The sequence below is a fragment of the Streptomyces sp. NPDC041713 genome (assembly GCF_055591085.1).
Window position 1 is genome coordinate 249,252 of sequence record NZ_JBVIZY010000002.1, and the last position, 23,786, is coordinate 273,037.

General features: G+C 72.3%; 22 protein-coding genes. 6 read left to right on the forward strand and 16 right to left on the reverse strand.

From position 1 onward, the window contains the following. The first annotated feature begins 16 nt into the window (after nt 1-16). Nucleotides 17-556: a PPA1309 family protein gene (locus tag ACZ6CV_RS06000; protein WP_362364528.1), complete on the forward strand. Its 540-nt coding sequence runs from the start codon at nt 17-19 to the stop codon at nt 554-556. Between the two features lie 102 nt (nt 557-658). Here the strand turns inward: ACZ6CV_RS06000 and ACZ6CV_RS06005 are convergent, their stop codons facing one another. The 4 genes from ACZ6CV_RS06005 to ACZ6CV_RS06020 all read right to left on the reverse strand — a co-directional run bounded on the left by ACZ6CV_RS06005 (nt 659) and on the right by ACZ6CV_RS06020 (nt 4,126). Next, entirely contained in the window at nt 659-1,750 is a 1,092-nt protein-coding gene (locus ACZ6CV_RS06005) for a YlbL family protein (protein WP_469249789.1), read from the reverse strand. Nucleotides 1,751-1,864: 114 nt separating this feature from the next. Continuing rightward, on the reverse strand, nt 1,865-2,188 hold the full coding sequence (locus ACZ6CV_RS06010) for a hypothetical protein (RefSeq protein ID WP_469249790.1): 324 nt from the start codon (nt 2,186-2,188) through the stop codon (nt 1,865-1,867). A gap of 173 nt (nt 2,189-2,361) precedes the next feature. Then, nucleotides 2,362-2,826 carry a molybdenum cofactor biosynthesis protein MoaE gene (locus tag ACZ6CV_RS06015; RefSeq protein WP_469249791.1) on the reverse strand — a complete coding sequence of 155 codons (465 nt, stop codon included), beginning with the start codon at nt 2,824-2,826 and terminating at the stop codon, nt 2,362-2,364. Between the two features lie 187 nt (nt 2,827-3,013). Further along, nucleotides 3,014-4,126, reverse strand: a complete 1,113-nt coding sequence (locus ACZ6CV_RS06020; protein ID WP_355803030.1) for an SDR family oxidoreductase — start codon at nt 4,124-4,126, stop codon at nt 3,014-3,016. Nucleotides 4,127-4,317: 191 nt separating this feature from the next. On the opposite strand from ACZ6CV_RS06020, the gene ACZ6CV_RS06025 reads away from it, so the two are divergent. Together ACZ6CV_RS06025 and ACZ6CV_RS06030 are read left to right on the forward strand one after the other, a co-directional pair. Then, on the forward strand, nt 4,318-5,802 hold the full coding sequence (locus ACZ6CV_RS06025; protein ID WP_469249792.1) for a zinc-dependent metalloprotease: 1,485 nt from the start codon (nt 4,318-4,320) through the stop codon (nt 5,800-5,802). Continuing rightward, nucleotides 5,799-6,323 carry an NUDIX hydrolase gene (locus ACZ6CV_RS06030; RefSeq protein ID WP_469249793.1) on the forward strand — a complete coding sequence of 175 codons (525 nt, stop codon included), beginning with the start codon at nt 5,799-5,801 and terminating at the stop codon, nt 6,321-6,323. Before ACZ6CV_RS06025 ends, ACZ6CV_RS06030 begins: the two co-directional genes overlap by 4 nt. A 118-nt stretch (nt 6,324-6,441) precedes the next feature. Here ACZ6CV_RS06030 and ACZ6CV_RS06035 read toward each other — a convergent pair whose 3' ends face one another. From ACZ6CV_RS06035 to ACZ6CV_RS06050, 4 genes are all read right to left on the reverse strand, one after another. Then, a complete protein-coding gene (locus ACZ6CV_RS06035; protein ID WP_469249794.1) occupies nt 6,442-7,197 on the reverse strand; it encodes an AIM24 family protein in 756 nt (251 codons plus the stop codon). A 16-nt stretch (nt 7,198-7,213) separates the two neighbouring features. Continuing rightward, on the reverse strand, nt 7,214-7,894 hold the full coding sequence (locus ACZ6CV_RS06040) for an AIM24 family protein (RefSeq protein WP_362364508.1): 681 nt from the start codon (nt 7,892-7,894) through the stop codon (nt 7,214-7,216). An 11-nt stretch (nt 7,895-7,905) separates the two neighbouring features. After that, the gene (locus ACZ6CV_RS06045; protein WP_469249795.1) at nt 7,906-9,591 is read right to left on the reverse strand and encodes a TerD family protein; all 1,686 of its coding nucleotides are present in this window, start codon (nt 9,589-9,591) and stop codon (nt 7,906-7,908) included. Between the two features lie 115 nt (nt 9,592-9,706). Next, nucleotides 9,707-10,330 carry a M48 metallopeptidase family protein gene (locus ACZ6CV_RS06050; protein ID WP_355803042.1) on the reverse strand — a complete coding sequence of 208 codons (624 nt, stop codon included), beginning with the start codon at nt 10,328-10,330 and terminating at the stop codon, nt 9,707-9,709. 211 nt (nt 10,331-10,541) lie between these two features. Between ACZ6CV_RS06050 and ACZ6CV_RS06055 the strand changes: the two genes are divergently transcribed. Next, the gene (locus ACZ6CV_RS06055) at nt 10,542-11,675 is read left to right on the forward strand and encodes a ThiF family adenylyltransferase (protein ID WP_469249796.1); all 1,134 of its coding nucleotides are present in this window, start codon (nt 10,542-10,544) and stop codon (nt 11,673-11,675) included. Nucleotides 11,676-11,716: 41 nt separating this feature from the next. Beyond that, nucleotides 11,717-13,141, forward strand: coding sequence for an ABC1 kinase family protein (locus ACZ6CV_RS06060; protein WP_469249797.1), 1,425 nt, complete (start codon nt 11,717-11,719; stop codon nt 13,139-13,141). A 15-nt stretch (nt 13,142-13,156) separates the two neighbouring features. Here ACZ6CV_RS06060 and ACZ6CV_RS06065 read toward each other — a convergent pair whose 3' ends face one another. The 5 genes from ACZ6CV_RS06065 to ACZ6CV_RS06085 all read right to left on the reverse strand — a co-directional run bounded on the left by ACZ6CV_RS06065 (nt 13,157) and on the right by ACZ6CV_RS06085 (nt 17,186). Further along, entirely contained in the window at nt 13,157-13,348 is a 192-nt protein-coding gene (locus tag ACZ6CV_RS06065; protein WP_469249798.1) for a hypothetical protein, read from the reverse strand. Between the two features lie 181 nt (nt 13,349-13,529). Continuing rightward, the gene (locus ACZ6CV_RS06070; protein WP_362364494.1) at nt 13,530-13,853 is read right to left on the reverse strand and encodes a hypothetical protein; all 324 of its coding nucleotides are present in this window, start codon (nt 13,851-13,853) and stop codon (nt 13,530-13,532) included. Next, on the reverse strand, nt 13,850-14,218 hold the full coding sequence (locus ACZ6CV_RS06075) for a WhiB family transcriptional regulator (RefSeq protein WP_055565619.1): 369 nt from the start codon (nt 14,216-14,218) through the stop codon (nt 13,850-13,852). The genes ACZ6CV_RS06070 and ACZ6CV_RS06075 overlap by 4 nt, the downstream gene beginning before the upstream one ends. A 171-nt stretch (nt 14,219-14,389) precedes the next feature. Then, nucleotides 14,390-14,731, reverse strand: a complete 342-nt coding sequence (locus ACZ6CV_RS06080; protein WP_358713943.1) for a hypothetical protein — start codon at nt 14,729-14,731, stop codon at nt 14,390-14,392. A gap of 163 nt (nt 14,732-14,894) precedes the next feature. Then, nucleotides 14,895-17,186, reverse strand: a complete 2,292-nt coding sequence (locus tag ACZ6CV_RS06085) for an ATP-dependent DNA helicase UvrD2 (protein WP_469250287.1) — start codon at nt 17,184-17,186, stop codon at nt 14,895-14,897. 69 nt (nt 17,187-17,255) lie between these two features. On the opposite strand from ACZ6CV_RS06085, the gene ACZ6CV_RS06090 reads away from it, so the two are divergent. Further along, complete coding sequence (locus ACZ6CV_RS06090; RefSeq protein WP_362364489.1) at nt 17,256-17,498, forward strand: mycoredoxin; 243 nt, start codon at nt 17,256-17,258, stop codon at nt 17,496-17,498. A gap of 33 nt (nt 17,499-17,531) precedes the next feature. Here the strand turns inward: ACZ6CV_RS06090 and nudC are convergent, their stop codons facing one another. The 3 genes from nudC to ACZ6CV_RS06105 form a co-directional block, all read right to left on the reverse strand. Continuing rightward, nucleotides 17,532-18,479: an NAD(+) diphosphatase gene (gene nudC / locus ACZ6CV_RS06095; protein ID WP_469249799.1), complete on the reverse strand. Its 948-nt coding sequence runs from the start codon at nt 18,477-18,479 to the stop codon at nt 17,532-17,534. A 90-nt stretch (nt 18,480-18,569) separates the two neighbouring features. Continuing rightward, complete coding sequence (locus ACZ6CV_RS06100; protein WP_469249800.1) at nt 18,570-19,973, reverse strand: dipeptidase; 1,404 nt, start codon at nt 19,971-19,973, stop codon at nt 18,570-18,572. A gap of 10 nt (nt 19,974-19,983) precedes the next feature. Continuing rightward, complete coding sequence (locus tag ACZ6CV_RS06105) at nt 19,984-23,781, reverse strand: UvrD-helicase domain-containing protein (protein ID WP_469249801.1); 3,798 nt, start codon at nt 23,779-23,781, stop codon at nt 19,984-19,986. Nucleotides 23,782-23,786 lie beyond the last annotated feature (5 nt).

Genomic DNA, 23,786 nt, shown 5'->3' on the forward strand with positions numbered 1-23,786 from the left:
AGGCAGGATTGTGACCATGTCCAACACTCCCATGGCAGCGAGCCCCCTCACTCGGGCGGTACTCGAGATCGACGAGTACGTATCCGGCCTCGGCTGGGACCGGCCCGCCCGCCTCTTCGCGCTGGTCGACACGGCGCGTCTGCGCACCCAGGAACCCGGCCTCGCCTCCCAGCTCGGCCTCGACGACGGCGTGGAGCACGCCGGTCTCACCCCCATCGAGCAGGAGGAGATCCCCGCCGACAAGCCGCTGGACGAGTTCCTCGGCACCATCGCCTGGCCGGACGCGGTGACCGGCTGCGCGCTCACGGTGGAGCGGCTGATGCTGCCGCCGTCCGCCGAGACGTCCGTCCCGGACGGCCTGAGTGAGGCCCAGCTGGCGAAGTGGGTGGCCGAGCATCCGGACCGCCAGGAGGTCCGGATGACCGTCGCGGTGCTCCGTGACGGCGCGCGCGAGTCCGCGCTGCGGCTGCGCGAGAAGGACTCGCCGACCGAGGTCCTCACGGGTTCGGCGCTGGTGCCGGGTCTCGCGGAGGCGCTGGCGGCGACGTTCGCCTAGCGGTACGGCGCGGTACCTCTTGTTCGTTCCGTACGCGGGTGGGGCGCCCCCACCCGCGTAACGTCCGTCTCCGGGGCCGCTGCGGCCCTCAGAACGCGGACCTCAGGAAGCGGTGCACTTCGGCAGGTCGGCGGTGTCGTCCTCGCGGATCTTCTTTAGGGACTTCACCGCGTCGGCGATGGTGTTCACCTTGACGAGCTTGAGCCCGTCGGGCACGTCCTTCGCGGCGGCCGCGCAGTTGTCCTTCGGGGTGAGGAAGTACTCCGCGCCCTTGTTGCGCGCGCCGACGGTCTTCATCTCGATGCCGCCGATCGGGCCGACCTTGCCGTCGTCCTCGATGGTGCCGGTGCCGGCCACGAAGTTGCCGCCGGTGAGGTCGTCCGGGGTCAGCTTGTCGACGATGCCGAGGGCGAACATCAGCCCGGCGCTGGGGCCGCCCACGTCGGCCAGCTTGATGTCGATGGTGAACGGGAAGGTGTGGTCGGTGCCCGCCTTGATGCCGACGACCGCGCGATCGGAGCCACGCTCCGCCGCCTTCGTCGTGATCTTGACGTCCTGGGTCTTCGTGGCTTCCTTGCCGGCCTTCTCGGCCGCGGCCGCCTCCTTGACGGGGACGACGCCGAAGGTGACGGGCTCGCCGGGCTTGTGCCGGGTGACGAGCTTCGCGACGTCCTCCATGGCCTTGACGGGCCTGCCGTCGACCTTCCTGATGACGTCGCCCGCGTGCAGCTTGCCCTCGGCCGGGTCGCCCTTGAAGACGGTGGAGACGATGACCTGGGACTTCACCGGGAGGTCGAGCTCCCTGAGCGCCGCGACCTTGGCGCTCTCCTGGGACTGGCTGAACTCCTCGGCGTTCTCCTGGGAGGACTGCTGCTCGGTCTTGCCGTCCGGGTAGAGCGTCTCGTGCGGCACCACGATGCTGTCGTGCGCCAGCCAGCCGTACACGGCCTCCGCCAGGTTCATGTTGTAGTCGGCGCTGGTGACCCTGACCGTCGTCATGTTGAGGTTGCCGGTCGTGGGGTACGTCTTGTGCCCGGAGATCTGCAGAACCGGTTCGCCGTCGTGATCGCCGAGGGTGTTCACCGTGGGGCCGGGGGACATCTCGGAGTACGGCACTTTGATGAGCACTCCGGCGCAGAGCAGCGCGATCAGCATCAGGGTGGAGGCGAGCATCGTCGCGGTGCGGCGTGGCATGGAACGACAGTACGGGACCTGCCTGTGGGAGCACCCCCGGGGCCGGTCCGTACGGGGCTCCGCGGCGGCACCGGGGAGTCGCGGGCGCTGCTGCGTCCCGCTCTATGTCCCGCTCTACGTTCCGGTGTGCGACTTCTCCCTGGTGCCGTGGGACTCATCGGCCGCGGCGGCCGCGGCTGCGGCGGTGTCCGTGAGGGGGTGCGGTGCGTCGACGTCCGCGCGCGGGATGTCGACGACGTCCTGGTGCGGTGCGGCCTCTTGGGGCCGCTCGGGGACCCCGCGGGTCTTCTCCATCGCCTCGCGGAACGCGGCGTAGCCGTTGAGCTCGGAGGTGTCGCCCGTGCGTCCGGACCTCCGGTTGCGGGCGGCCCAGCTGCCCCACAGACCCGCCCCGACGGCTGCCAGGAGCGGAATCAGCAACCAGGCAAGTGATGCCATGTCGACCTCCCGACCCCATGAGCCACCGCAACTGACTGATCAGCAGATTAACCATCTGCAGGGTCAACGCTTACGGCAGGGGTCGAGTTACGCAACCGGAGCCACTCGGACCAAACGGGTCACCCCGGCCTCGGGAGAGGCCCGCCGTCCCGGCCGTCACTCCCCCGCGTCCGTCAACAGGCGCCGACCCACTCTTCCTTGCCGTCGGAGAAGCGCTGGTGCTTCCAGATCGGCACCTCGTGCTTGAGGTCGTCGATCAGCTTGCGGCAGGCGTCGAAGGCCTCCGCGCGGTGCGGGCAGGAGACGGCCACGACCACCGCGAGGTCGCCGACGGCGAGGTCACCGATCCGGTGGACGGCGGCCAGGGCGCGCACCGGGTACTGGGCGACGACCTTCTCGGCCACCCGGCGCATCTCGGCCTCGGCGCTGGGGTGGGTCGAGTACCCCAGCTCGTCGACGTCCGCGCCGCCGTCGTGGTTGCGCACGGTTCCCACGAAGAGCGCGGTGCCGCCCGCCGCCTCGTCGCCGACGGCCCGGAAGACCTCGTCCAGCGAGAGCGGGGTGTCGCGGATCGCGAGCAGCCGGATCGGGTCCTGCGCGGCCTGCTCGCCGGGGTGGTCCATCGTGGTGCGTGCCATGCGGCCATGGTGCCGCACGGCACCGTCATCACGGAATAGACCTTTCGCCCGGCACGCGCGCGTGTCGCGTTGGAGCTCCCTACAGGGGCCGATCACGACGAGGTGACCGGGCACGAGAAGGTGACCGGGCACGACGGGGCCGCATCGTGCGGCCGGAGCGCACCGGCCACTACGACACGGCGGCCGGTCAGATCCTCCGGCGGGCCTTGCGCGCCCTGCGGACGACGGCGGCCGCTCCCAGCAGCGCCACCGTCGCGCCCGCCGCACCCGCGGCCGTGGCGTCCTTGCGGCCGAGCCGCCGGCCGGCCACCGTGCGCCGCCCGGAGACCTCGTCGAGCAGCTCGGAGAGGACCTCCTCGTTGGTCCACTGCGGGCGCCACCCGGCGTCGTGCAGCCTGCTGACGCTGACCACCCAGGGGTACATCGTGTACGCGAGGTCGCCGGCCGGGGACGGGGTGAGGCCGATGCGGTGCAGCCGCGCGGCGGCGCCCAGGGCGACCGTCGAGGGCAGCTCCATGCGCCGGATCCCGCTGAGCTCCTCGACCTCCTCCTGCTCCAGCCAGCCGTCGCAGCCGACGGCCAGCTCGCCGTCGACCTTCTCCAGGACGGCGTACTCCAGGGCGCTGCACAGGTCCTCGACGTGGCAGAACTGCCAGGCGGGCCGGGAACCCGCCACGACCAGGAGCCGGGGCGACTCGAAGTAGCGGGTCAGAGCCGTGTCCGTGCCGCCGACCAGGGTCGCGGGCCGGACGACGGTGACGTTGAGACCAGGGTGCGCGCGGGGCGCCCGGCGGGCGAGGCGCTCGACCTCCAGGAGGTCGCCGACACCGGTGGCCTCGGCGGTGGCACGCAGTTCGGCGTCCTCGGAGAGGGGCAGTTCGTTGTCGGACAGCGCTCCGTAGACCATCGCCGACGTGCACAGGACGACCCGGTGCACACCCGCGGCGGCGGCAGCGGTCAGGACGGTCTGGGTGCCGCGCACGTTGTAGGCGGTGCGGGCGGCGCCGTCGGTCTCCAGGTCGAGGTCGAGTGCCAGGTGCACCACGACGTCCGCGCCGCGCAGCTTCTCGGCGATGGCCGGATCCCGTACGTCCAGGATGTGCCACTGCGCCTGCGTACAGTCGCCGCGGCGCTCGTCGATGGCGATGACCTGCTTGATCTCCTCCGAGGCCGCGAGGCGCTCGGTCAGCAGCGCGCCCACTCCGGAGGCCGCGCCGGTCACGGCGACGACGGGCCCTCGGACGGGCGCCGGGGTTGACGGGTTTCGCGCTGCGCGAACCTGTGGATCTGGGGAACTCACCGGGCGTCTCCAGCGGTTGTCTTCAGTACGTACGCGAATGACGCGTACGTACCAGGTGGCATCCATCCTGCCGCAGGCCACCAGTCGGCGAAGCACCGAGGCCCGATCCCGTCATGGTGTCTACGCTGGGTGGTGTTGTAGGGCAGCCGCCGCCGGCACATTACCGGCGGCCTGACGAGCCGAGGAATCCCGTGAGTGACACCCCATTCGGATTCGGCCTTCCGCCGGAGGAGCCGGAAGACGGCGACGAGGGCAAGAAGAAGGAATCCCCTGGAGAGGGCAGGAGCGGGGGACAAGGAGCGGGCGGCCCCGCGAACCCGTTCGGTTTCGGGGGGTTCCCGGGAGCGGGCGGCGCCGGCGGCGGTGACAACCCGTTCGCCGCGATGTTCGGCTCGATGAACCCGAACGACCTGGGTGCCGCGTTCCAGCAGCTCGGCCAGATGCTCTCGTACGAGGGCGGCCCGGTGAACTGGGACATGGCCAAGGACATCGCCCGCCAGACCGTCTCCCAGGGCACGGCGGACGGCACCAAGGACGCCAGCGTCGGCCCCGCCGAGCGCTCCGCCGTCGAGGAGGCCGTGCGCCTGGCCGACCTGTGGCTGGACGACGCCACCTCGCTGCCGTCCGGGTCCGGCACGGCCGTCGCGTGGAGCCGTGCCGAGTGGGTCGAGGCGACCCTGCCGGTCTGGAAGGAGCTCGTCGACCCGGTCGCCGAGCGCGTCGGCCTGGCCATGGGCGACGTGCTGCCCGAGGAGATGCAGGCCATGGCGGGCCCGCTGATCGGCATGATGCGCTCGATGGGCGGCGCCATGTTCGGCCAGCAGATCGGCCAGGCCGTGGGCGTGCTCGCGGGCGAGGTCGTCGGCTCCACCGACATCGGCCTGCCGCTCGGTCCGTCCGGCAAGGCCGCGCTGCTCCCGGTGAACATCGAGTCCTTCGGCAAGGACCTCGGCGTCGACAAGGACGAGGTGCGGCTCTACCTGGCGCTGCGCGAGGCCGCCCACCAGCGGCTCTTCGCCCACGTGCCGTGGCTGCGCTCGCACCTCTTCGGAGCCGTCGAGGGGTACGCGCGCGGCATCAAGGTCGACACGGCCAAGCTGGAGGACGTGGTCGGCCAGCTCGACCCGCAGAACCCCGAGCAGCTGCAGGAGGCGCTCCAGCAGGGCATGTTCCAGCCGGAGGACACCCCCGCCCAGAAGGCCGCTCTGGCCCGCCTGGAGACGGCTCTCGCGCTCGTCGAGGGCTGGGTGGACGCGGTGGTGCACGCCGCCGCCAAGCCGCGCCTGTCGTCCGCCGACGCCCTCCGGGAGACGCTGCGCCGCCGCCGCGCGACGGGCGGCCCCGCCGAGCAGACGTTCGCCACCCTGATCGGCCTGGAGCTGCGTCCGCGCCGCCTGCGGGACGCCTCCCGCCTGTGGGCCTCGCTCACCGACGCGCGCGGTGTCGACGGCCGCGACGGCCTGTGGGAGCACCCGGACATGCTGCCGACCGCCTCCGACCTGGACGACCCGGACGGCTTCGTCCACCGCGAGCAGCTGGACTTCTCCGAGCTGGACAAGATGCTCGGCGAGGCGGCGGGCGGCGGTGCCGCGAAGCCGGACCTCACCAAGGACCAGTCCGACGCGTCCGATGCGGCCGACAAGTCCGACGAGGACAAGGGCGAAGACGGCAAGTGAGTCTGTACGACGACACGGTCCTCGCACTCAAGGGGTACGAGGACCAGCCCGAGCTGCGCCAGGCCTACCTGGACCACTTGGCCGCGCACGGCGACGACGGCATGTGGAAGTCCTGCACGGACGGCCACGTGACGGCGAGCGTGCTGGTGGTGGACCCGTCCCGCGGGCGCGTCCTGCTGACCCTCCACAAGAAGCTGCGGATGTGGCTCCAGATGGGCGGTCACTGCGAGCCGGGCGACGCGACGCTCGCCGCGGCGGCGCTGCGCGAGGCCACGGAGGAGTCCGGCGTGCCCGGCCTGACGCTCCTCGCGGGCGGCCCCGTCCGCCTGGACCGGCACCCGATCCCGGGCCCGTGCACGCAGCACCTGGACGTGCAGTACGCCGCGCTCGCCCCGCCCGACGCGGTCGAGGCGATCAGCGACGAGTCGCTGGACCTGCGCTGGTTCGCGTACGACGAGGTGGCGACGGTGGCGGACGAGTCGGTGGTACGGCTCGTGGAGGCGACGAGGGCGCGCCTGTAGGGGGACCGTCGAGGCGCCCCGAAGGGGCTCTCGAAGGGGCGCGGGGAACTGCGCGACCAGCCACATACGGCCCGCAGAAATCCCCGCGCCCCTCGGTCACCCCTGCCCGGGCGAGGGCCTAGCTCCAGACGTTGCCCTGATTCGCCCCCCGGGCGCCCTGCTGACCCACCCCGAACTGCGCCTGGGCGCCCCGCCCGATGACCGCGTGCTGCGGCGGCAGCATCTCGCTGGGCTGGACGAGGGCGTAGCCCTGTCCCATGAAGCTGAGCTCCCAGCCCTCACCGGTGTTGCCGCGGCGCCGCCAGACGCCCGAGGAGTGGGTCTGGGCCTGCATCTGGACGCGCAGGCCGTTGGACCAGGCGACGATCGCGTCGGCGTCGGCGTTCACGTACCGGTCCGGCGTGACCTGCATCATCAGCGGCTGGCCCGAGGTCATCAGGGCGACCTTGCCGCGCCCGGTGATGTTGAGCTGGTACTTGCCGGAGCCGGAGATGCCGTACTGGCTGTCCACGGCGATGACCTGGTGGGTCAGCGACGAGTCCATCGCGAGGACGTAGCTGCTGTCCACGGTCAGGCCGTCCTGCTCGATGTCCACCACGTGGATGTACTGCGCGAGGTTGGCCAGGTAGACCGTGCCCTGACCGTGGCAGCGCATCAGGTCGAGGCCCTCACCCGTGTGCGCGCGGGCGCGCTGGTTGCCCCGGCTCTGGTACTCGGCGTCGAACTCGATCAGCCCCTGGTAGGCGACCATCGCGCCCTTGCGGGCCAGGACGTCGTCGTGCCCCTCCAGGGCGACCCGGAGCAGCTGCGGGTTCTGGACCGAGTAGCGCTCCTGCGTCTGCTGTTCGGCGTGCGCGAAAAGTGGGCTCTGCATGGTGTGTTGCTCCCCCTCAGCCCCGTGCTCGGAGGCGGTCGGTGCTGTCCTCACTGGGCTGTACGACGACGATGCCTTGTCCGGAGAAGCCCATCTGATAGGCCTCGCCGCTGCCGCGCCCGATGAGGGAGCCGGCCTTGAAGCTGCGCTTGCCCTTCACCTTGAGGTTCGGGGACCAGGCGATCAGGGCGTCCGGGTCGACGTACGTCTCGTCCTCGCCGCTGCCGCAGTCGACGACGATCGGGGTGCCGCGGGAGGTCAGCGCGACCCAGCCCTGGCCGGAGATCTTGATGTTCCACAGGCCCTGTCCGGCGAACTTGGCCATGCCCTTGACCCGCTCGACGCCCCACTGGAGGGACGCGTCGAAGGCGAGCAGGTTGGTGCCGTTCACCGAGAGGGAGTCGCCCGCCAGATTGATGACGACGACGTCCGCCCCGTAGTCGGCCAGGTAGAGCAGGCCGTCTCCGGAGCACTTCATCAGGGGCGCGCCCTCGCCGGTCATCCACTCGCGCGCGACCTGACGGACGGCGGGCGGATTCGGCTCGTACTGCACGAACCCCTCGTAGGCGACCATCGAGCCCACGCGCGCGAGAAGGTCGTTGCCGGTCTGCATGGCCACCTTGACCATGTGGTGGCCGTGGTTCTCCATGCGGGTGGCGACGGGTGCGGGAGCAAAGCCCGCGAGCTGCTGATTCATGACGGGCTCCCTCAGACCTCGTACGGCTGGACGACGATGAAATTGCCGGGAGCGCCACGGAACTGGAGATTCACACTCTCCCCCGTGGAGCCCGCGTAGGCGTTGCTGCGCAGCCGGACCTGGCTGGAGACGATCGCCTGTGCGGCGGCCGACCAGGCGACGACGGCGTGGCAGTCGGCGAACGTCGTCGGCGTGACGGGCAGCACCACGGGCACGCCGTGGGTCTTCACGATGACCGTGCCGGTGCCCTGGAACTGCATGACGAACAGCGCGCCGCCGGGGATGCCGTGGCCCTCGATCCTGCGCACCTCGTGCTGCAGGGACTCGTCGAAGGCGAGGACGTTCTCCGCGGAGACGCAGATCGCGTCGCCCTGGAGCTCGATGGGGTGCAGGTGGGTGGCCTCCTCGGCGAGGAAGACCTGGCCGCGGCCTGAGCAGCGCATCAGCTGCATCTCCTGGCCGGTGGCGTTGCCCACGATGCGGCCGGCGAAGCCCGCGCCTTTGTAGCTGAACTCGACCTTGCCCTGGTAGAGCACCATGCTGCCCTGGCGGGCGAGGATCGGCTGGTCGGCGACGCCGAGGTCGACGCGGACCAGCTTCTCGTTCTGCTGCGTCCAGCGCTGGCCGGTGGGGGCCTCGCGGTACTTCTGGAGGGCCGCGGCCACACCGGCGCCCTGGGGAGCCGCTGCTTGGCCCGCGGCGGGCTGACCCGGGAACTGGCCCTGCGGGGGCTGCTGGCCGTATCCGGGCGGGAGCGGGGCGGTCTGACCAGGCGCCTGCTGGCCGTAGCCCGGAGGCAGCGGCGCGGTCTGCCCGGGCGCCTGCTGGCCGGGCATCTGGCCGAACTGCGGCTGCTGGGGCTGGTGTTGCGGCTGCTGCTGGAGCGGCTGGCCGTACGGCGCGGGCGGCGGCGGAGGCGGCACGGTGCCGCCCGGCGGCTGGTGCAGCGGCGCCACGACGGTCTGCGCGGCGTGCACCGAAGGGTCGACAGGAGCGGGCGCGGGGGGCGGAGTGGTGCCCTGCGGGGGCGCGAAGTTCTGCGCGGGCGCCGGGGTCGGTGCCTGGGGCGCCGGGGCGGCGGCCGGGGCGCCGAACGAGGGCGGGGCCGCGGCCTGCGCGGGCGGCGCGAAGGACGGCGCGGCTCCCTGCTGCGGGGCGGCCGGCTCCTCCTCGGCGACCTCGCCGCCGAAGTTCTTCAGGAGCGCGTCGAGACCGCCGTCGAAACCCTGGCCGATCGCGGCGAACCGCCAGACGTCCTTCAGGTAGAAGTCGCCCAGCATGACGGCGCGCTCGGTGGAGAACTCCGCACCGGTGAAGGCGTACCGCGCGACTTCCTCACCGCCTGCGACGATGCGGACGTACCCGGAGGCGACCTGCGACATCTGGCCCGCGCCGTCGATCGTCGCCGTGAACGACAGCCGCTGGATCTGCTGCGGGATGCGGTCGAGCGTGACCCGGAAGGACTCGGTGTCGCCGGCCTGCGCCCCCAGGAGCTGGATCGACTCCTCCGGCGACTTCGGCTGGTTGAAGAAGATGAAGTAACGGTCGTCCGAGAGCCGTTCGCCCGCGTCCAGGCCGAAGCAGCTGATGTCGAAGGTCAGCCCGGGGGCGGCAATCTGTACGCCGACGTACAGATCGGTGCCCGCAGTGAGATCACTGATCTTGGCCTTGTGGCCGCGTTGGAATTCCCTGGCCATACGTCGACCGTCCCCCATCCCGAATGTGAATACGTCGCGTCAGGCTAACCGCAAAGACCGACAGCGAGCCAAGCCGGTACAGACCCGCTACACAACTGCGGGACCCGGCGGACGTTCACTCCTCGCGCGCGGCGGGCAAATGGGGCAACCGGCTGGCCGACACCACCCCTTCGAGGTACCCCCTGGCCCGCTCTGTGCGGGGGTAGGCCTCCAGGAGCCGCCAGAAGCGCGGGCCGTGCCCCGGGACGAGGAGGTGGGCAAGTTCGTGGACGAGGACGTAGTCCACGACGTACTCGGGCATGCCCTGCAGGCGGTGCGAGAGTCGGATGCTGCCCTCGGCGGGTGTGCAGGAGCCCCACCGGGTGTTCTGGTTCGTGACCCAGCGGACCGAGGCCGGCCGGGCGCGGCCGCCGAAGTACTGGTCGGACAGCTGCCCGGCGCGCTCGACGAGCTCCGCGTCACCGAGGAGCCGCTTGCTCTCCTGCGCCGCGAGCTTGTCGAGCATCACGGTGACCCAGCGCTGCTCCTCCGCCTCGGACATGCGGGCGGGGATGAGGACGACGGTGCGATCGCCCTCCCGGTACGCGGAGACCGTTCTGCGGCGGCGGGCGCTCCTTCTGACCTCGACCGCGCTGGTCTTCGCGCCGGACGGTGCCGGGCTGGTCGTGCTGCGCTGTGGAGTTCCGGCGCGACGCGCTGAGGTCTCCCCAGCGACGCGAGAGGACGGGTCGGCGGGCACGCCCCGACGTTACCCGCTGGGCATGGGGGAAGTCCCGCCTCCGGGACGGTTCGGCGCCGTTCCGCACCCCGCGCGCCGGATTAGTACGACGAATACTCCCCGCCTGTGGACAACGCTCGGCAGGCATCGGGCGGGACGGGCATTCTGGCATTCGATCGGCGCGGCGGACGGGACCGCACCGACCGGCCGACGGGGGACGACCATGCGACTGATGCATCCGATCGTGAAGCCCGCGCTGCGGCGCGGCTGGCGGGACCTGAGCACCGTGCAGTTCGGGGTGGCACCGGCGCACGCCCTGGTGCTCGGCCCGATGGACACGGCGACGAGCAGCTTCCTGACTTTGCTCGACGGCACCCGCGGGCTGCCGCTGCTGCGCGAGGAGGCGCGGCGGATGGGGCTGCCCGATGGCCACGTGGACCGACTGCTCAGCGAGCTGACCCGCGCCGGGCTGCTGGACGACTCGACGGGTGGCGGGCCCGCGGCCGACGCCCTGCGCGAGCGGGGCGGGGCCATGGACCGACTGCGGGCCGACCTGGCCTCGCTGTCGCTCCAGTCACCCGAGCCGGGCGGTGCCATCGCGAGGATGGCGGCGCGCCGGGCCATGCGGGTCCGGGTCCAGGGCGCCGGGCGGGTGGGCGCCGCGGTGGCCTCGGTGCTGGCGGCCGCGGGCGTCGGCCGGGTCGATGTGGTGGACGGCGGCCAGGTGCAGCCGTGGGACGTCGCGCCGGGCGGCCTGCCCGCCGAGTCCGTCGGGGAGCGCAGGGACGTGGCCGCGCGCCAAGTCGTGCGGCAGGCGGCGCCGGCCAGACCCGACCGCCGTCCCGCCGAGCCGGAGGGCGCCGCGGGCCTGTCGCTCGTGATCATTGCCCCGCGGGACGGGCTCGACGCGTACGCCCCCGCTCCCGCCGCGGCCGAGGAGCTCATCGCCTCGGGCACACCCCATCTGTACGCCGGGGTGATCGAGGGCACGGGAGTGGTCGGCCCGCTCGTCCTGCCCGGGACGACGGCGTGCGCCGAGTGTCTCTTCCGGCAGCGCGCGGAGCGCGATCCCACCTGGCCCCGGATGCTGGCCCAGTGGCGCTCGGGGAAGACGCGGCAGGTGGCCGCGTGCGACGTGGCCCTGTCGACGTCGGTCGCCGGGTTGACGGCGGGGCACGCGCTGGCCTTTCTGGACGGGGAGCCCTCCGCCTGCGCGGGTGCACGATGGAAGGCCGCCGTCCCCGGATTCGAGTGGCGCTCGAGCCCGATTTGGCCGCATCCATCATGCTCTTGTGAGGCCGGCGCGTCCGTTAAGGGGGATCGGCCCACCGCTGACGAGAAGCCGCACGCAACAATGGCCGGGTAACCGCCTGCGAGGGCGCGGCTGTCTGGGACTTGGAGGGGCGCATGTCTGATCTTCCCCGGAAGGCGGTCACCCGTACCGCCAAACTGGCCGCGCTGCCACTCGGCTTCGCGGGGCGTGCGACCTGGGGGCTCGGCAAGCGGATCGGCGGCAAGTCCGCGGAGATCGTCGGGCGGGAGCTGCAACAGCGCACCGCCGAGCAGCTGTTCAAGGTGCTCGGCGAGCTGAAGGGCGGCGCCATGAAGTTCGGGCAGGCGCTGTCCGTCTTCGAGTCCGCGCTGCCGGAGGAGATCGCCGGGCCGTACCGCGCGGCGTTGACGAAGCTGCAGGAAGCGGCACCGCCGATGCCGACCAGCACGGTGCACACCGTCCTCGAGGAGCGGCTCGGTGCGCAGTGGCGGGAGTACTTCCTGGAGTTCGACGACAAGCCGGCCGCCGCGGCCTCCATCGGTCAGGTGCACCGCGCCGTCTGGTCGGACGGCCGCGAGGTCGCGGTCAAGGTGCAGTATCCGGGGGCAGGCGAGGCGCTGCTGTCCGACCTCAACCAGCTCGGACGGTTCGCCCGGCTGCTCGGGCCGCTGATCCCGGGCATGGACATCAAGCCGCTCATCGCCGAGCTGCGCGACCGGGTCTCGGAGGAGCTCGACTACGAGCTGGAGGCGCAGGCCCAGCAGGCGCACGCCGAGGAGTTCGCGGACGACCCGCATGTGGTGGTGCCCCAGGTGGTCCACCAGAGCGACCAGGTCCTGGTCACCGAGTGGATGGACGGGACGCCCCTGTCGAAGGTGATCTCGGAGGGCACCCAGGAGGAGCGTGACCAGGCGGGTCAGCTGCTGGCCCACTTCCTCTTCTCCGGCCCGGCGCGCACCGGGTTGCTGCACGCCGACCCGCACCCGGGCAACTTCCGTCTGCTGCCCGACGAGAAGGGCGGTCACCGCCTCGGGGTGCTCGACTTCGGCACGGTGGACCGGCTGCCCGACGGGCTGCCCCCGACCATCGGGACCTCCCTGCGGATGACGCTGGCGGGCGAGGCCGACGCCGTCTACAACATGTTGCGGGAGGAGGGCTTCGTCAGGGAGTCCGTCGACCTGGAGCCGCAGGCGGTGCTCGACTATCTGCTGCCGATCATCGAGCCCATGGCCGTCGACGAGTACACCTTCACCCGCGCCTGGATGCGCAAGCACGCCGCGCGACTGGCCGACGTCCGCTCCCCCGCCTACCAGTTGGGCCGGTATCTGAACCTGCCTCCGGCGTACCTCCTGATACACCGGGTCACGGTGAGCACCATCGGAGTGCTGTGTCAGCTGAACGCCACGGTGCGGATGCGCGACGAGCTGGAGGAGTGGCTGCCCGGTTTCGTGGAGACCGAGGAGTGCGTGGAGGGCGAGGAGTACGCGGAAGCCGAGGAGCTCACGGAGGAAGAGGAGCTCGTGGAGGCTCGGAAGGGGTCGACGGCGGCGGAGGCCTGAGCCGCGCGGAGTCGCTCACCACCAGGAGGAGTCGAGGCGCCCTTCGATGGCTCTGATGTTGTCGCGGGAGCAGGCGTCGCAGAAGTAGTGACGGGCGCCGTTCTCCACGGAGCAGGTCCACATCGGGGGCGTGCCTTCGGCGACCGCGCCGCAGCGGGAGCACACGAGGTTCTCCGTCTGAGCGGGCCGGGGGTTCTGCTGGTCCACCCGGCGACCCTATCGCCGTGCGCGCGCGTTCGGTGGGCACAACGCACTGCGGGGGGCGGCCCGTGCGGACCGCCCCCCGTGGATTTCCTTCATCGTGCCGGGCCGCCTCGGCGGCTCGTCGGCGCGATGTCTTCAGTCGGCTCCGGGCCAACTGCTACTGCATCTGTTACTGCATGATCTGTTACTGCATGACCGCGATGGCGAGCGCGCGCCGGGCACGCAGCGAGGCGCGCTCCGCGCGGCGCTGCATGCGGCGGGCCGCCATCAGGCGCTCGGCCGGGCGGTGGGCCTCGGCTTCACGCAGGCGTTCGTGCATATGCGCACGAGCCATGGCTTCTGGGATGAGTTGCATCTCACGGGTCCTGTTCTGGCGCGGAACATGCGCGCCGGTGGTGGTGAAGTCTGGTGTGGCGGAGCCGGCGGGCTCGCTGGTGGCTGCCTTCATCGGGGCCTGCTTCTTGGGGTCGTGCGTCAGGGGGCGGTCGATGGTTCCGGCGGTGCTCATGCGACGACCGGGTTCTTGCGCGGGCGGCCACGGGGCCGCTTGCGGGCCACGACAACGCCCTGGACGAACAGCTCGCCGCCCCAGACGCCCCACGGCTCACGCCGCTCCTTGGCGCCGGCGAGACAGGCCTCCATCAGCGGGCAGGTCCGGCAGAGGGACTTGGCGTACTCGACGTCGGCCGGGGACTCCGCGAAGAAGACCTCAGGGTCGTAGGCACGGCAGGGAACGGGTACGCCGAGGTTCTCGATGGCGTCGTCGAGCGCGGTGAGCGCGGTCAGGGGGGTCAAGGTCGGGTCCTCCGTGGGTGCGGGCGGGGGGAGCGTCTGTGAAGGCGGTACGGACGGGGCGTGCGCTTCGAGTTGCACGGTGGTGTTTTTCCTCGTCTGGTCGTGCCGGCCTGGGTCGGCCGGTTGGCGGCTGGTACCGGGTCTTGCTGCCGGCCCCTTCGCTCTGTTCTCCCTGTTCTGGGGAAAACAGAAGGGCCGCGGATCCCGGGTGGGGTTCCGCGGCCCTGAAGGCGCCTGTCTGATCGAGGATCAGACTGGATCACTCCAGGGTTCGAGCCCACGGAAGGCCCACATCATGTGGTGCTGCGTCGTCTGCTTCCGGAATCCGGCACCGGCTGCCGCAAAGGCATAGGCCTGAGCCTGTGCCTCCGCTACTGCTGCTTCCGGTGCCTTGGTCGGTCGCTCATTGCCCCCATTGGCCTCGCGGACGGGAAGACCGGCGAGAGGCAGGGAGGCGGACATCGGACGAGCGGCGGGAATGCCGCCGGACAGACCGGTGCCCTGGTTCGAGAAGCCGAGCAGGCAGGAAGCGACGACCGAGCGATCGGTCATTTTCGCGGTGCTGATGAAGCTCTCGTTGATGCTGATCACTGGAATTCGCCTCCTCTCGGCGTCTAGGGGATCGGCCGGAACCGATCCGCGGACTGTCAAGTACAGCACGGAAGGGGGGCTTCGGAGAAGCCCGCCGTTTCCGTGCTAAGAACCTATGGGTCTTCCTTGCGCATGCGCAAACTATTTTTTCGACGAGTTTGAATCATTCTCCATCGGCGCCCCTTACACGCTCCTGACCTGCGCAGATGGCCAGGACGTCGACCCCGAAGCGGTGAAACTTCCGGACGCCGACCCCGGGGATGCGGGCCAGCTCGCCCTCGTCCTCCGGAACCGCCTCCGCGATGGCGATCAAGGTCTTGTCGGTGAAGACGCAGTACGCGGGCTGTCCCAGCTCCCTCGCCTGGCCCGAGCGCCACTCCCGCAGCCGCTCGTAGAGCCCCTCGTCCATCTCGGACGGGCAGTCCTCGCACCGCATGAGCTTCATCTCACCCGCGTCGCTCAGGGTCCGGCCGCAGACCCGGCAGCGGGCCGGGGTGCGGGTCTTCCGCTGCCGTCGACCCGCGGCAGGCCCGGTCGCGCCGCCCCCGCTGCCACGCTCCACGCCACCGGGGCCGCCACCGGCCGCGCGGGCCCCGGAGCCCGCCCCGGAGCCCGGCCGCAACCCGTCCAGGAAGCGGCTCGGGCGGCGGCTCGGGCGGCCGCCCGGCGAGCGGGAGAGGGCCCAGGAGAGCGAGAGGTGGACGCGGGCGCGGGTCACGCCCACATAGAGGAGGCGGCGCTCCTCCTCGATCTGCTCGTCGGTCTTGGCGTAGGTGATCGGCATCATGCCCTCGGCGAGGCCGACGAGGAACACGGCGTCCCACTCCAGGCCCTTCGCCGCGTGCAGCGAGGCCAGCGTGACGCCCTCGACGGTGGGGGCGTGCTGGGCGCTCGCCCGCTCGTCCAGTTCGGCCACGAGGTCGGCGAGGGTCGCCTCCGGCTTGGCCCGCGCGAAGTCCTCGGCGAGCCGCACCAGCGCGGCCAGCGACTCCCAGCGGTCGCGGACCGCGCCGGAGCCCGCGGGCGGCTCGGTCGTCCAGCCCTTGGTGGAGAGCACGGCGCGCACCTGGGAGGGCAGGTCGACCACGTCGTCCAGAAGTGCGTCGTTGCCCCCGAAGCGGGCCGCGCCGCGCAGGGCGGCGCCGGCCTCGCGCACCTCGGTGCGCTCGAAGAACCGCTCGGCGCCGCGCAGCTGGTAGGGCACGCCGGCGTCGGCCAGCGCCTGTTCGTAGATCTCCGACTGCGAGTTCGTACGGAAGAGGACGGCGATCTCGCTGGCGGGGACGCCGTCGGCGAGCAGCGCGCGGATGCGGCGGGCGGCGCCTTCGGCCTCGGCGGGCTCGTCCACATACTCCGTGTAGACCGGGTCCGTGCCGGCCTCGCGCTGGGAGATCAGTTCCAGGCGGTGGTCGGCGGCGCGGCCGCGGGCCTGGGAGAGGAGGCCGTTGGCGAGGTGGACGACCTGGGGGGTGGAGCGGTAGTCCCTGACCAGCTTGACGACCGTCGCCCCCGGGTGGCGGGTGCGGAAGTTCAGCAGGTGGTCGGGGGTCGCGCCGGTGAAGGAGTAGATCGTCTGGCTGGCGTCGCCGACGACGCACAGGCTGTCCCGCTCACCGAGCCACAGCTCCAGGAGGCGCTGCTGGAGGGGGCTCACGTCCTGGTACTCGTCCACCACGAAGTGCTGGTACTGGGCGCGGACCTGCTCGGCGATGTCGTGCCGGTCCTGGAGGATGCCGACGGCGAGCAGCAGCACGTCCTCGAAGTCGATGACGGCGCGGTCGCGCTTGAGGTCCTCGTACGCCCCGTAGAGCTGGGCGATCTCGGCGGGGTCGCGCGGGACGTCACGGCCGGACTTGGCGGCGGCCGCCGCGTAGTCCGCGGGGACGGTCTGGGTGACCTTGGACCACTCGATCTCGCTGGTGAGGTCGCGCAGTTCGTTCCGATCGAGGCGGATGCGGCAGGCGGCGGCCGCGTCCGCGACGAGTTTGATCTTCCGGTCGACGATCCGGGGCAGCGGTCCGCCGACCGCTTTCGGCCAGAAGAACTGGAGCTGGCGCAGGGCCGCGGAGTGGAAGGTGCGGGCCTGGACGCCGGAGGCGCCGAGCTGACGGAGGCGGCCGCGCATCTCCCCCGCCGCGCGGTTGGTGAAGGTGACGGCGAGCACACTGGCGGGCTGGAGCATTCCGGCGCGCACCCCGTAGGCGATCCGGTGGGTGATCGCCCGGGTCTTGCCGGTGCCCGCGCCTGCCAGGACACACACCGGCCCGTGCAGGGCGGTGGCGACCTCGCGCTGCTCCGGGTCGAGCCCGTCGAGCACCGCGTCCGGGGAGTCCGGGACCTGCGGGAAGAGGGTGGAGTGCGTTGCTGATGTCACCCCGCCATGCTGCCAGGTCTCGAGGGGCGGACGAGCCGGTTGTCCACAGGGGGGCGCTACCGGTCGTACTAATACGGGAATGGCGGCCCGGTCGCGTACGTTCGATCCATTGCGACCACGCACCCCGAGCGACGAAGGAGCACGACAGACATGCCGGGCACTGTGACGATGTACAGCACCACGTGGTGCGGCTACTGCCGCCGCCTCAAGGGCCAGATGGACCGCGAGGGCATCGGTTACACCGAGATCAACATCGAGCACGACCCGGAATCGGCGGCCTTCGTCGAGAAGGCGAACGGCGGAAACCAGACGGTTCCCACCGTTCTCTTCCCGGACGGCTCGACGCTCACGAACCCCTCGCTGGCCCAGGTCAAGCAGAAGCTGGGCGCCTGAGGCACAGCGCCTGACCGGCGGTGCGGCGAGGGCTCAGCCCACCGACCCCGGCTTCGGCAGAGGCTTGCCGTACCAGAGTTCGATCAGTCGGGCCGCAATCGAGATGCCGTAGGGAGGCAGGACCTCTCCGGACTCGAATGCGGCCCGCAGGTCTTCGCGGGAGAACCAGCGGGCCTCGTGGATCTCCTCGCCGTCGACGTTGATCTCCGAGGAGGTCGCGTCGGCCATGAAGCCCAGCATCAGGCTGGACGGGAAGGGCCAGGGCTGGCTCGCGACGTACTCGACGCCGCCGACCATGACGCCGGCCTCCTCGAAGACCTCGCGGCGCACCGACTGCTCGATGGACTCCCCCGGCTCGACGAAGCCGGCGAGGGTGGAGAAGCGGCCCTCGGGCCAGTGGACCTGGCGGCCCAGGAGGATGCGGTCCTCGCTGTCCCGGACCGCCATGATCACGGCGGGGTCGGTGCGCGGGTAGTGCTCGGCGCCGCAGGCCTGGCAGCGGCGGATGTGCCCGGCCGCCGCGATGACGGTGCGCTCGCCGCAGCGTGAGCAGAAGCGGTGCAGGCGCTGCCAGTTCTCCAGGGCGACGGCGTGCACCATCAGGCCGGCGTCCCGGGGCGAGAGCAGGAGCCCCGCCTCGCGCAGCCCGGCGGGGCGCGCGGACTGGTCCATGCGGCCGGGCAGGGCGTCCTTCTGGAGCGCGAAGTAGCTGACGCCGTCGTCGTCCGTGCCCAGGAAGTAGCGGTGCTCCTCGGTGAGCGGCGCCTCGAAGGACGGTGTCATCACGAGTTCGGTGCGGCCCTCGGGCGTCTCGTCGATGAGCACCTGACCGCCGGAGACCACGAAGACCCGGGTCGTGGGGTGGCTCCAGGCCGCGGCGAGCCAGGCCTCGTCCATGCGGTGGTGGGCCGCGCGGTCGATGCCGCTCGGGGCGGTCAGTGAGAGGGGCCGGTCTGCGGTGCTGTCGGTCCAGGTGGTCACAGGTGCTTCCAACTCCCCCGATGGAATGGGTGGTTCAGCAGGGCGTGCGGCGGGACGTGCGCGGTGGCCGGTGAGGTGCCGACGAGGGTGTCAGCGGGCATCGCGCCAGTGCTCCGCGAGGTCGCCCCACAGGTAGGCCGTCGTCTCGACGCCCTTGAGCAGCAGGTCGATCTCGACCTTCTCGTTCGGCGCGTGCCACCCGTCGGACGGGACGGAGATGCCGAGGAAGAGCACGGGTGCGGCGAGGACGTCCTGCAGGTCGGCCGCCGGGCCCGAGCCGCCCTCGCGCGTGAAGCGGATCTTCTGTTCGAAGGCGCGGCCCATCGCGCGGACGACGGACTGCAGGGCGGGGTGGTCGAGCGGCGTCAGGCACGGGCGCGTGCCCGGGCTGAACGTGACCGTGTGGCGGATGCCCGCGGGGACGCGGTCGGCGGCCCACGCGCGTACGGCCTCCTCGACCCGGTCCGCGTCCTGGCCCGCGACCAGCCGGAAGGACAGCTTCACGAAGGCGGACGACGGGATGATCGTCTTGCTGCCCGCGCCCTGGTAGCCGCCGCCGATGCCGTTGACCTCGGCGGTGGGGCGGGCCCAGATGCGCTCCAGGGTGGTGTGCCCGGCCTCGCCGTGGGCGCTGCGGGACTTGGCCGTACGCAGCCAGCGCTCCTCGTCGAAGGGCAGCTCGGCGAAGAGTTCGCGCTCGCGGTCGGTGAGCTCGGTGATGCCGTCGTAGAAGCCGGGGATCGCCACGCGCGCGTGGTCGTCGTGGAGGCCCGCGACGAGGCGGGCGGCCTCGGTGGCGGGGTTCGGCACGGCACCGCCGAAGGAGCCGGAGTGGATGTCCTGGTCGGGCCCGTGCAGCTCGATCTCGCACTCGGCGAGGCCGCGCATGCCCGTGCAGACGGTCGGGGTGTCCTCCGACCACATGCCGGTGTCCGAGACGATCACGGCGTCGGCCGCGAGGCGGTCCTTCTCGGCCTCGATGAGCGCGCGGAAGTGCGGCGAACCGGACTCCTCCTCGCCCTCGATCAGCAGCTTCAGGTTGACCGCGGGCGCGGTGCGGCCGGTGGCGGCGAGGTGGGCGCGGACGCCGAGCGTGTGGAAGAAGACCTGGCCCTTGTCGTCGGCCGCCCCGCGCGCGTGCAGCCGGTTTCCCTTGACGACGGGGTCGAAGGGGTTGGTGTCCCAGCCGTCCTCGCGGGCCGCGGGCTGCACGTCGTGGTGGCCGTAGACGAGGACCGTGGGCGCCTGCGGATCACCGGAGGGCCACTCGGCGAAGACGGCGGGCGCCCCGGGCGTCTCCCAGATCTCCGCGACCGGGAACCCGGTCTCCTTGAGCCGGGCGGCGAGCCACTCGGCGCTGCTGCGCACGTCCCCGGCGTGGTCGGGCTGGGCCGACACGGACGGGATGCGCAGCCACTCGGCGAGGTCGTCGAGGAAGGCGGCACGGTGGTTCTCGATGTACGTGCGGACGGCGCTGTCCGGTGTCTCGCTCATGGTCACGAGCCTATCCGCCATCCGGGGAAGTCTCGTCCGGCGGCCCGTCCGCCGGGTCCTTGTCCGGAGCGCCGGTCGGCTCCTCCAGGAGGATGCGTTCCAGCCGGGCCCTGTCCGGGAGGTTCCGCGGGCGGGCGGTCTCCCCGCTGCGGACGTAGAGGAAGGCCGCCTTCACCGACTCCAGGGGGACGCCCTGCTGCTCGGCCCAGGCGAGCCGGTAGACGGCGAGCTGGAGGGGGTCGGCGGTGCGGGTGCGGCTGGTCTTCCAGTCGACGATCTCGTACGTCGTGTCGGGACCGTCGCCTTCCTTGTAGACGGCGTCGATGCGGCCCCTGATGACGCGGCCCGCGATGACGAACTGGAAGGGGACCTCCACGCGGTACGGCGCGCGGTGGGCGTACTCGGTGCGTTCGAAGGCTTCCTTGAGTGCCTCCAGGTCGCGCTCGTCGGCGATCTCGGCCTCGTCCGGGCCGCCGCCGGGCAGCTCCTCCGGGGCGAGCATCGGCAGCGTGAGCTCTTCGAAGCGGGACTCGATCCAGGCGTGGAAGCGGGTGCCGCGGCGGGCCGCGGGCTGCGGCGGGCGCGGCATGGGCCGGGCCAGGTCCCGCGCGAAGCCCTCGGGGTCGGCGGCCAGGCGCATCAGCTCGGACGCGGTGAGCGAGGGCGGCACGGGGATGTCCCTGACGGCCTCACGGGCGCGCAGGAGCTCGCCGGTGAGGGCGTCCAGGTCGCGGTCCCAGGAGGCGAGCGTGCGGGCTTCCTCCGGGGTGAGACGGGGGGCGGGGCCGGGCTCCTCCGGAGCGGGGCGGGTCGCCGGGGCGCCGTCGGCGGGGTGAGGGCGGGCGTCGGGCGCGGGGGTGGGGTGCGGCACGCGCGCGTGGGTGCCTTCGCCGGAGGCGGGCACGTGTGGGTGGCCTCCCTCGTCGGAGGCTGGCACGCGCGTGTGGCCTCCCTCGGCGGAGGCGGGCACGCGCGTGTGGGCGCCGTCGGTCGGGGCGTTGAGGTGCGTGGACTCGGCGCCCGGTGTGTCCGCGGGGTGCGGGACCGTCGGACGCTCGGTCGCCAGTGACTCCCAGTCGGCCGGGTCGGCGTCGGGAAGGTCGACGGGGAGGTCCGCCGGGAGGCCGGCGGGGAGATCGGCGGCCTCTTCGTAGGGCGGCTCGTCGTCCTCCGGAGGGGGCGGCCATTCGGGGTCGTCGGCCGGGGGCACGTCGTCGTACGCCGACGGGTGGGCCTCCTCGTGGGAGCGGGCGTACTCCGCGCTCCCCTCACCGGTGGGGTCCCCCGCGCCCTCGCCCGTGAGCCGGTCCAGGTGGGCGAGGACGGTCCGCGCGGCGGCGCGGCGGCGGGCCAGGGCGGCGTCGTCCAGCGGGAGCGGCCACGCCTGGTCGGCGCTCGCCTCCCGCAGGGCGGGGTTCTCCTCGTCCTCGGCCGGCTCGTCCGCCCAGGCCTCGATCTCGCCGTGGCCCGCCGCGCAGTGGTCGTGCAGGGCCATGAGGAAGTCGGAGGGGCCGCGCGGCTTCTTCTGGGCGGGCCCCCACCAGTGGCCCGACCCGAGGAGGAGGGAACGGGGGCGGGTGAACGTCACGTAGCCGAGGCGGAGCTCCTCGGTGTGCTGGTGGTCCTTCATCGCCTCGTGGAAGGCCTTCATGCCCTTGGCGTCCCACGCGTCGACGTCGGGGAGCGTGGCCGCGTCGCCGCGCAGTTCGTGCGGGACGACCTTGGCCTGGGCGGTCCACTTCTCGCGGCCCTTGGTGCTCGGGAAGACGCCGTCGACCAGGCCGGGGACGGCGACGACGTCCCACTCCAGGCCCTTGGACTTGTGGGCGGTGAGCACCTTGACGGTGTTCTCGCCGCCCGGCAGGGCGTTGTCGAGGCCCTTCTCGTACTGGGCGGCGGTGCGCAGGAAGCCGAGGAAGGCGAGGAGGGTCGCGCCGTTGTCGTGGGCGGCGAAGGAGGCGGCGACGTCCAGGAAGTTCGAGAGGGTCTCCCGGCGGCGGGCCGCCAGGGCGCCGGGGGACGCGGAGAGCTCGACCTCCAGGCCGGTGACGGCGAGCACGCGGTGCAGCACGTCCATCAGCGGGTCGGAGAGCGACCTGCGCAGCTCGCGCAGTTCCGCGGCGAGGCGCGCGAAGCGCACCCGGGCGTCGGCCGAGAAGGGCAGCCCGTCGTCCCCTCCGGAGACGTCGTCCGGCTCCAGGGGCGACTCCAGGAACGTGTCCAGCGCGTCCGCGAGCGATATCACCTCGGCGGGGTCGACCCCCTCGACGGCTTCGGCGAGGCGGCGGTCCGGGTCGTCCGGCGCGGCGTGCCCGGGGCGGACCAGGAGGCGGGCGCGGCGGCCCAGGAGGGCGAGGTCGCGGGCGCCGATGCGCCAGCGCGGGCCGGTCAGGAGCCGCACCAGGGAGGCGTTGGCCCCCGGGTCCTGGAGGACCTCGCAGACGGCGACGAGGTCGGCGACCTCGGGGAGGTGCAGGAGTCCGGAGAGGCCGACGACCTCCACGGGGATGTCGCGGGCGACCAGCGCGCGCTGGATCTCGGCGAAGTCCGTCGCCGTGCGGCACAGGACGGCGATCTCGCCGGGCGCCTTGCCGGTGCGCACCAGGTGGGCGATGGAGTCGCCGAGCCAGTCGATCTCCTCGGCGTGGGTGCGCAGCAGGGCGCAGCGCACCACGCCGTCGCGCTCGGCGCCGGGCGCGGGCCGCAGGGCCTCCACGCCGGCGTGCAGGGCGCGCAGCGGCTGCGCGAGGCCGTTGGCGAGGTCCAGGAGGCGGCCGCCGCTGCGGCGGTTCTCGCTGAGCGCGTGGCGGGTCGCGGGGCGGCCGTCGGCGTACGCGAAGTGCTCGGGGAAGTCGTCGAGGTTGGCCACCGAGGCGCCGCGCCAGCCGTAGATGGCCTGGCAGGGGTCGCCGACGGCGGTCACCGGGTGTCCGGTGCCCCCGCCGAAGAGACCGGACAGGAGGATGCGCTGGGCGACCGAGGTGTCCTGGTACTCGTCGAGGAGGACGACGCGGAACTCCTCGCGGAGGATCTCGCCGACCTCCGCGCGGGTGCGGGCCAGCGTCGCGGAGAGGGCGATCTGGTCGCCGAAGTCGAGGAGGTCGCGGGAGCGCTTGGCCGCGCGGTAGTGGCCGACGAGCTCGGTCAGTTCGAGCCGGGCCGCCGCGGTGTCGGGGACCTTGCGCAGGTCGGCGTTGGAGAGCTTGGCGTCCTCCAGGGCCGCCAGCAGCTCGGTGTCGTACGCGCGGAGCCGCTCGGGGCGCACGAGGTGTTCGGCGAGCTCGCCGTCGAGGGCGAGGAGGTCGCTGACGAGGTCGGGGAAGGACCGGGTGAGGGCGGGGTAGGGCCCGGGGGCCTCGCGCAGCACGCGGGCGGCGAGCTGGAAGCGGGTGGCGTCGGCGAGCAGCCGGGAGCTGGGCTCCAGGCCGATGCGCAGGCCGTGGTCGGTCAGGAGACGGCCCGCGAACGCGTGGTACGTGGAGATGACCGGCTCGCCCGGCGGGTTGTCCGGGTCGACCGCGTCGGGGTCGGTGACGCCCGCCCGGACGAGGGCCTGGCGTACGCGCTCGGCCAGCTCGCCCGCCGCCTTGTTGGTGAACGTCAGGCCGAGCACCTGCTCGGGGGCGACCTGGCCGGTGCCGACCAGCCACACCACGCGGGCCGCCATCACCGTCGTCTTGCCGGAGCCGGCTCCGGCCACGATCACCTGCGGGGCGGGCGGCGCGGTGATGCAGGCCGTCTGCTCCGGGGTGAACGGGATGCCGAGGAGCTCCTTGAGCTGCTCGGGATCGGTGAGGCGAGGTGACACGTCAG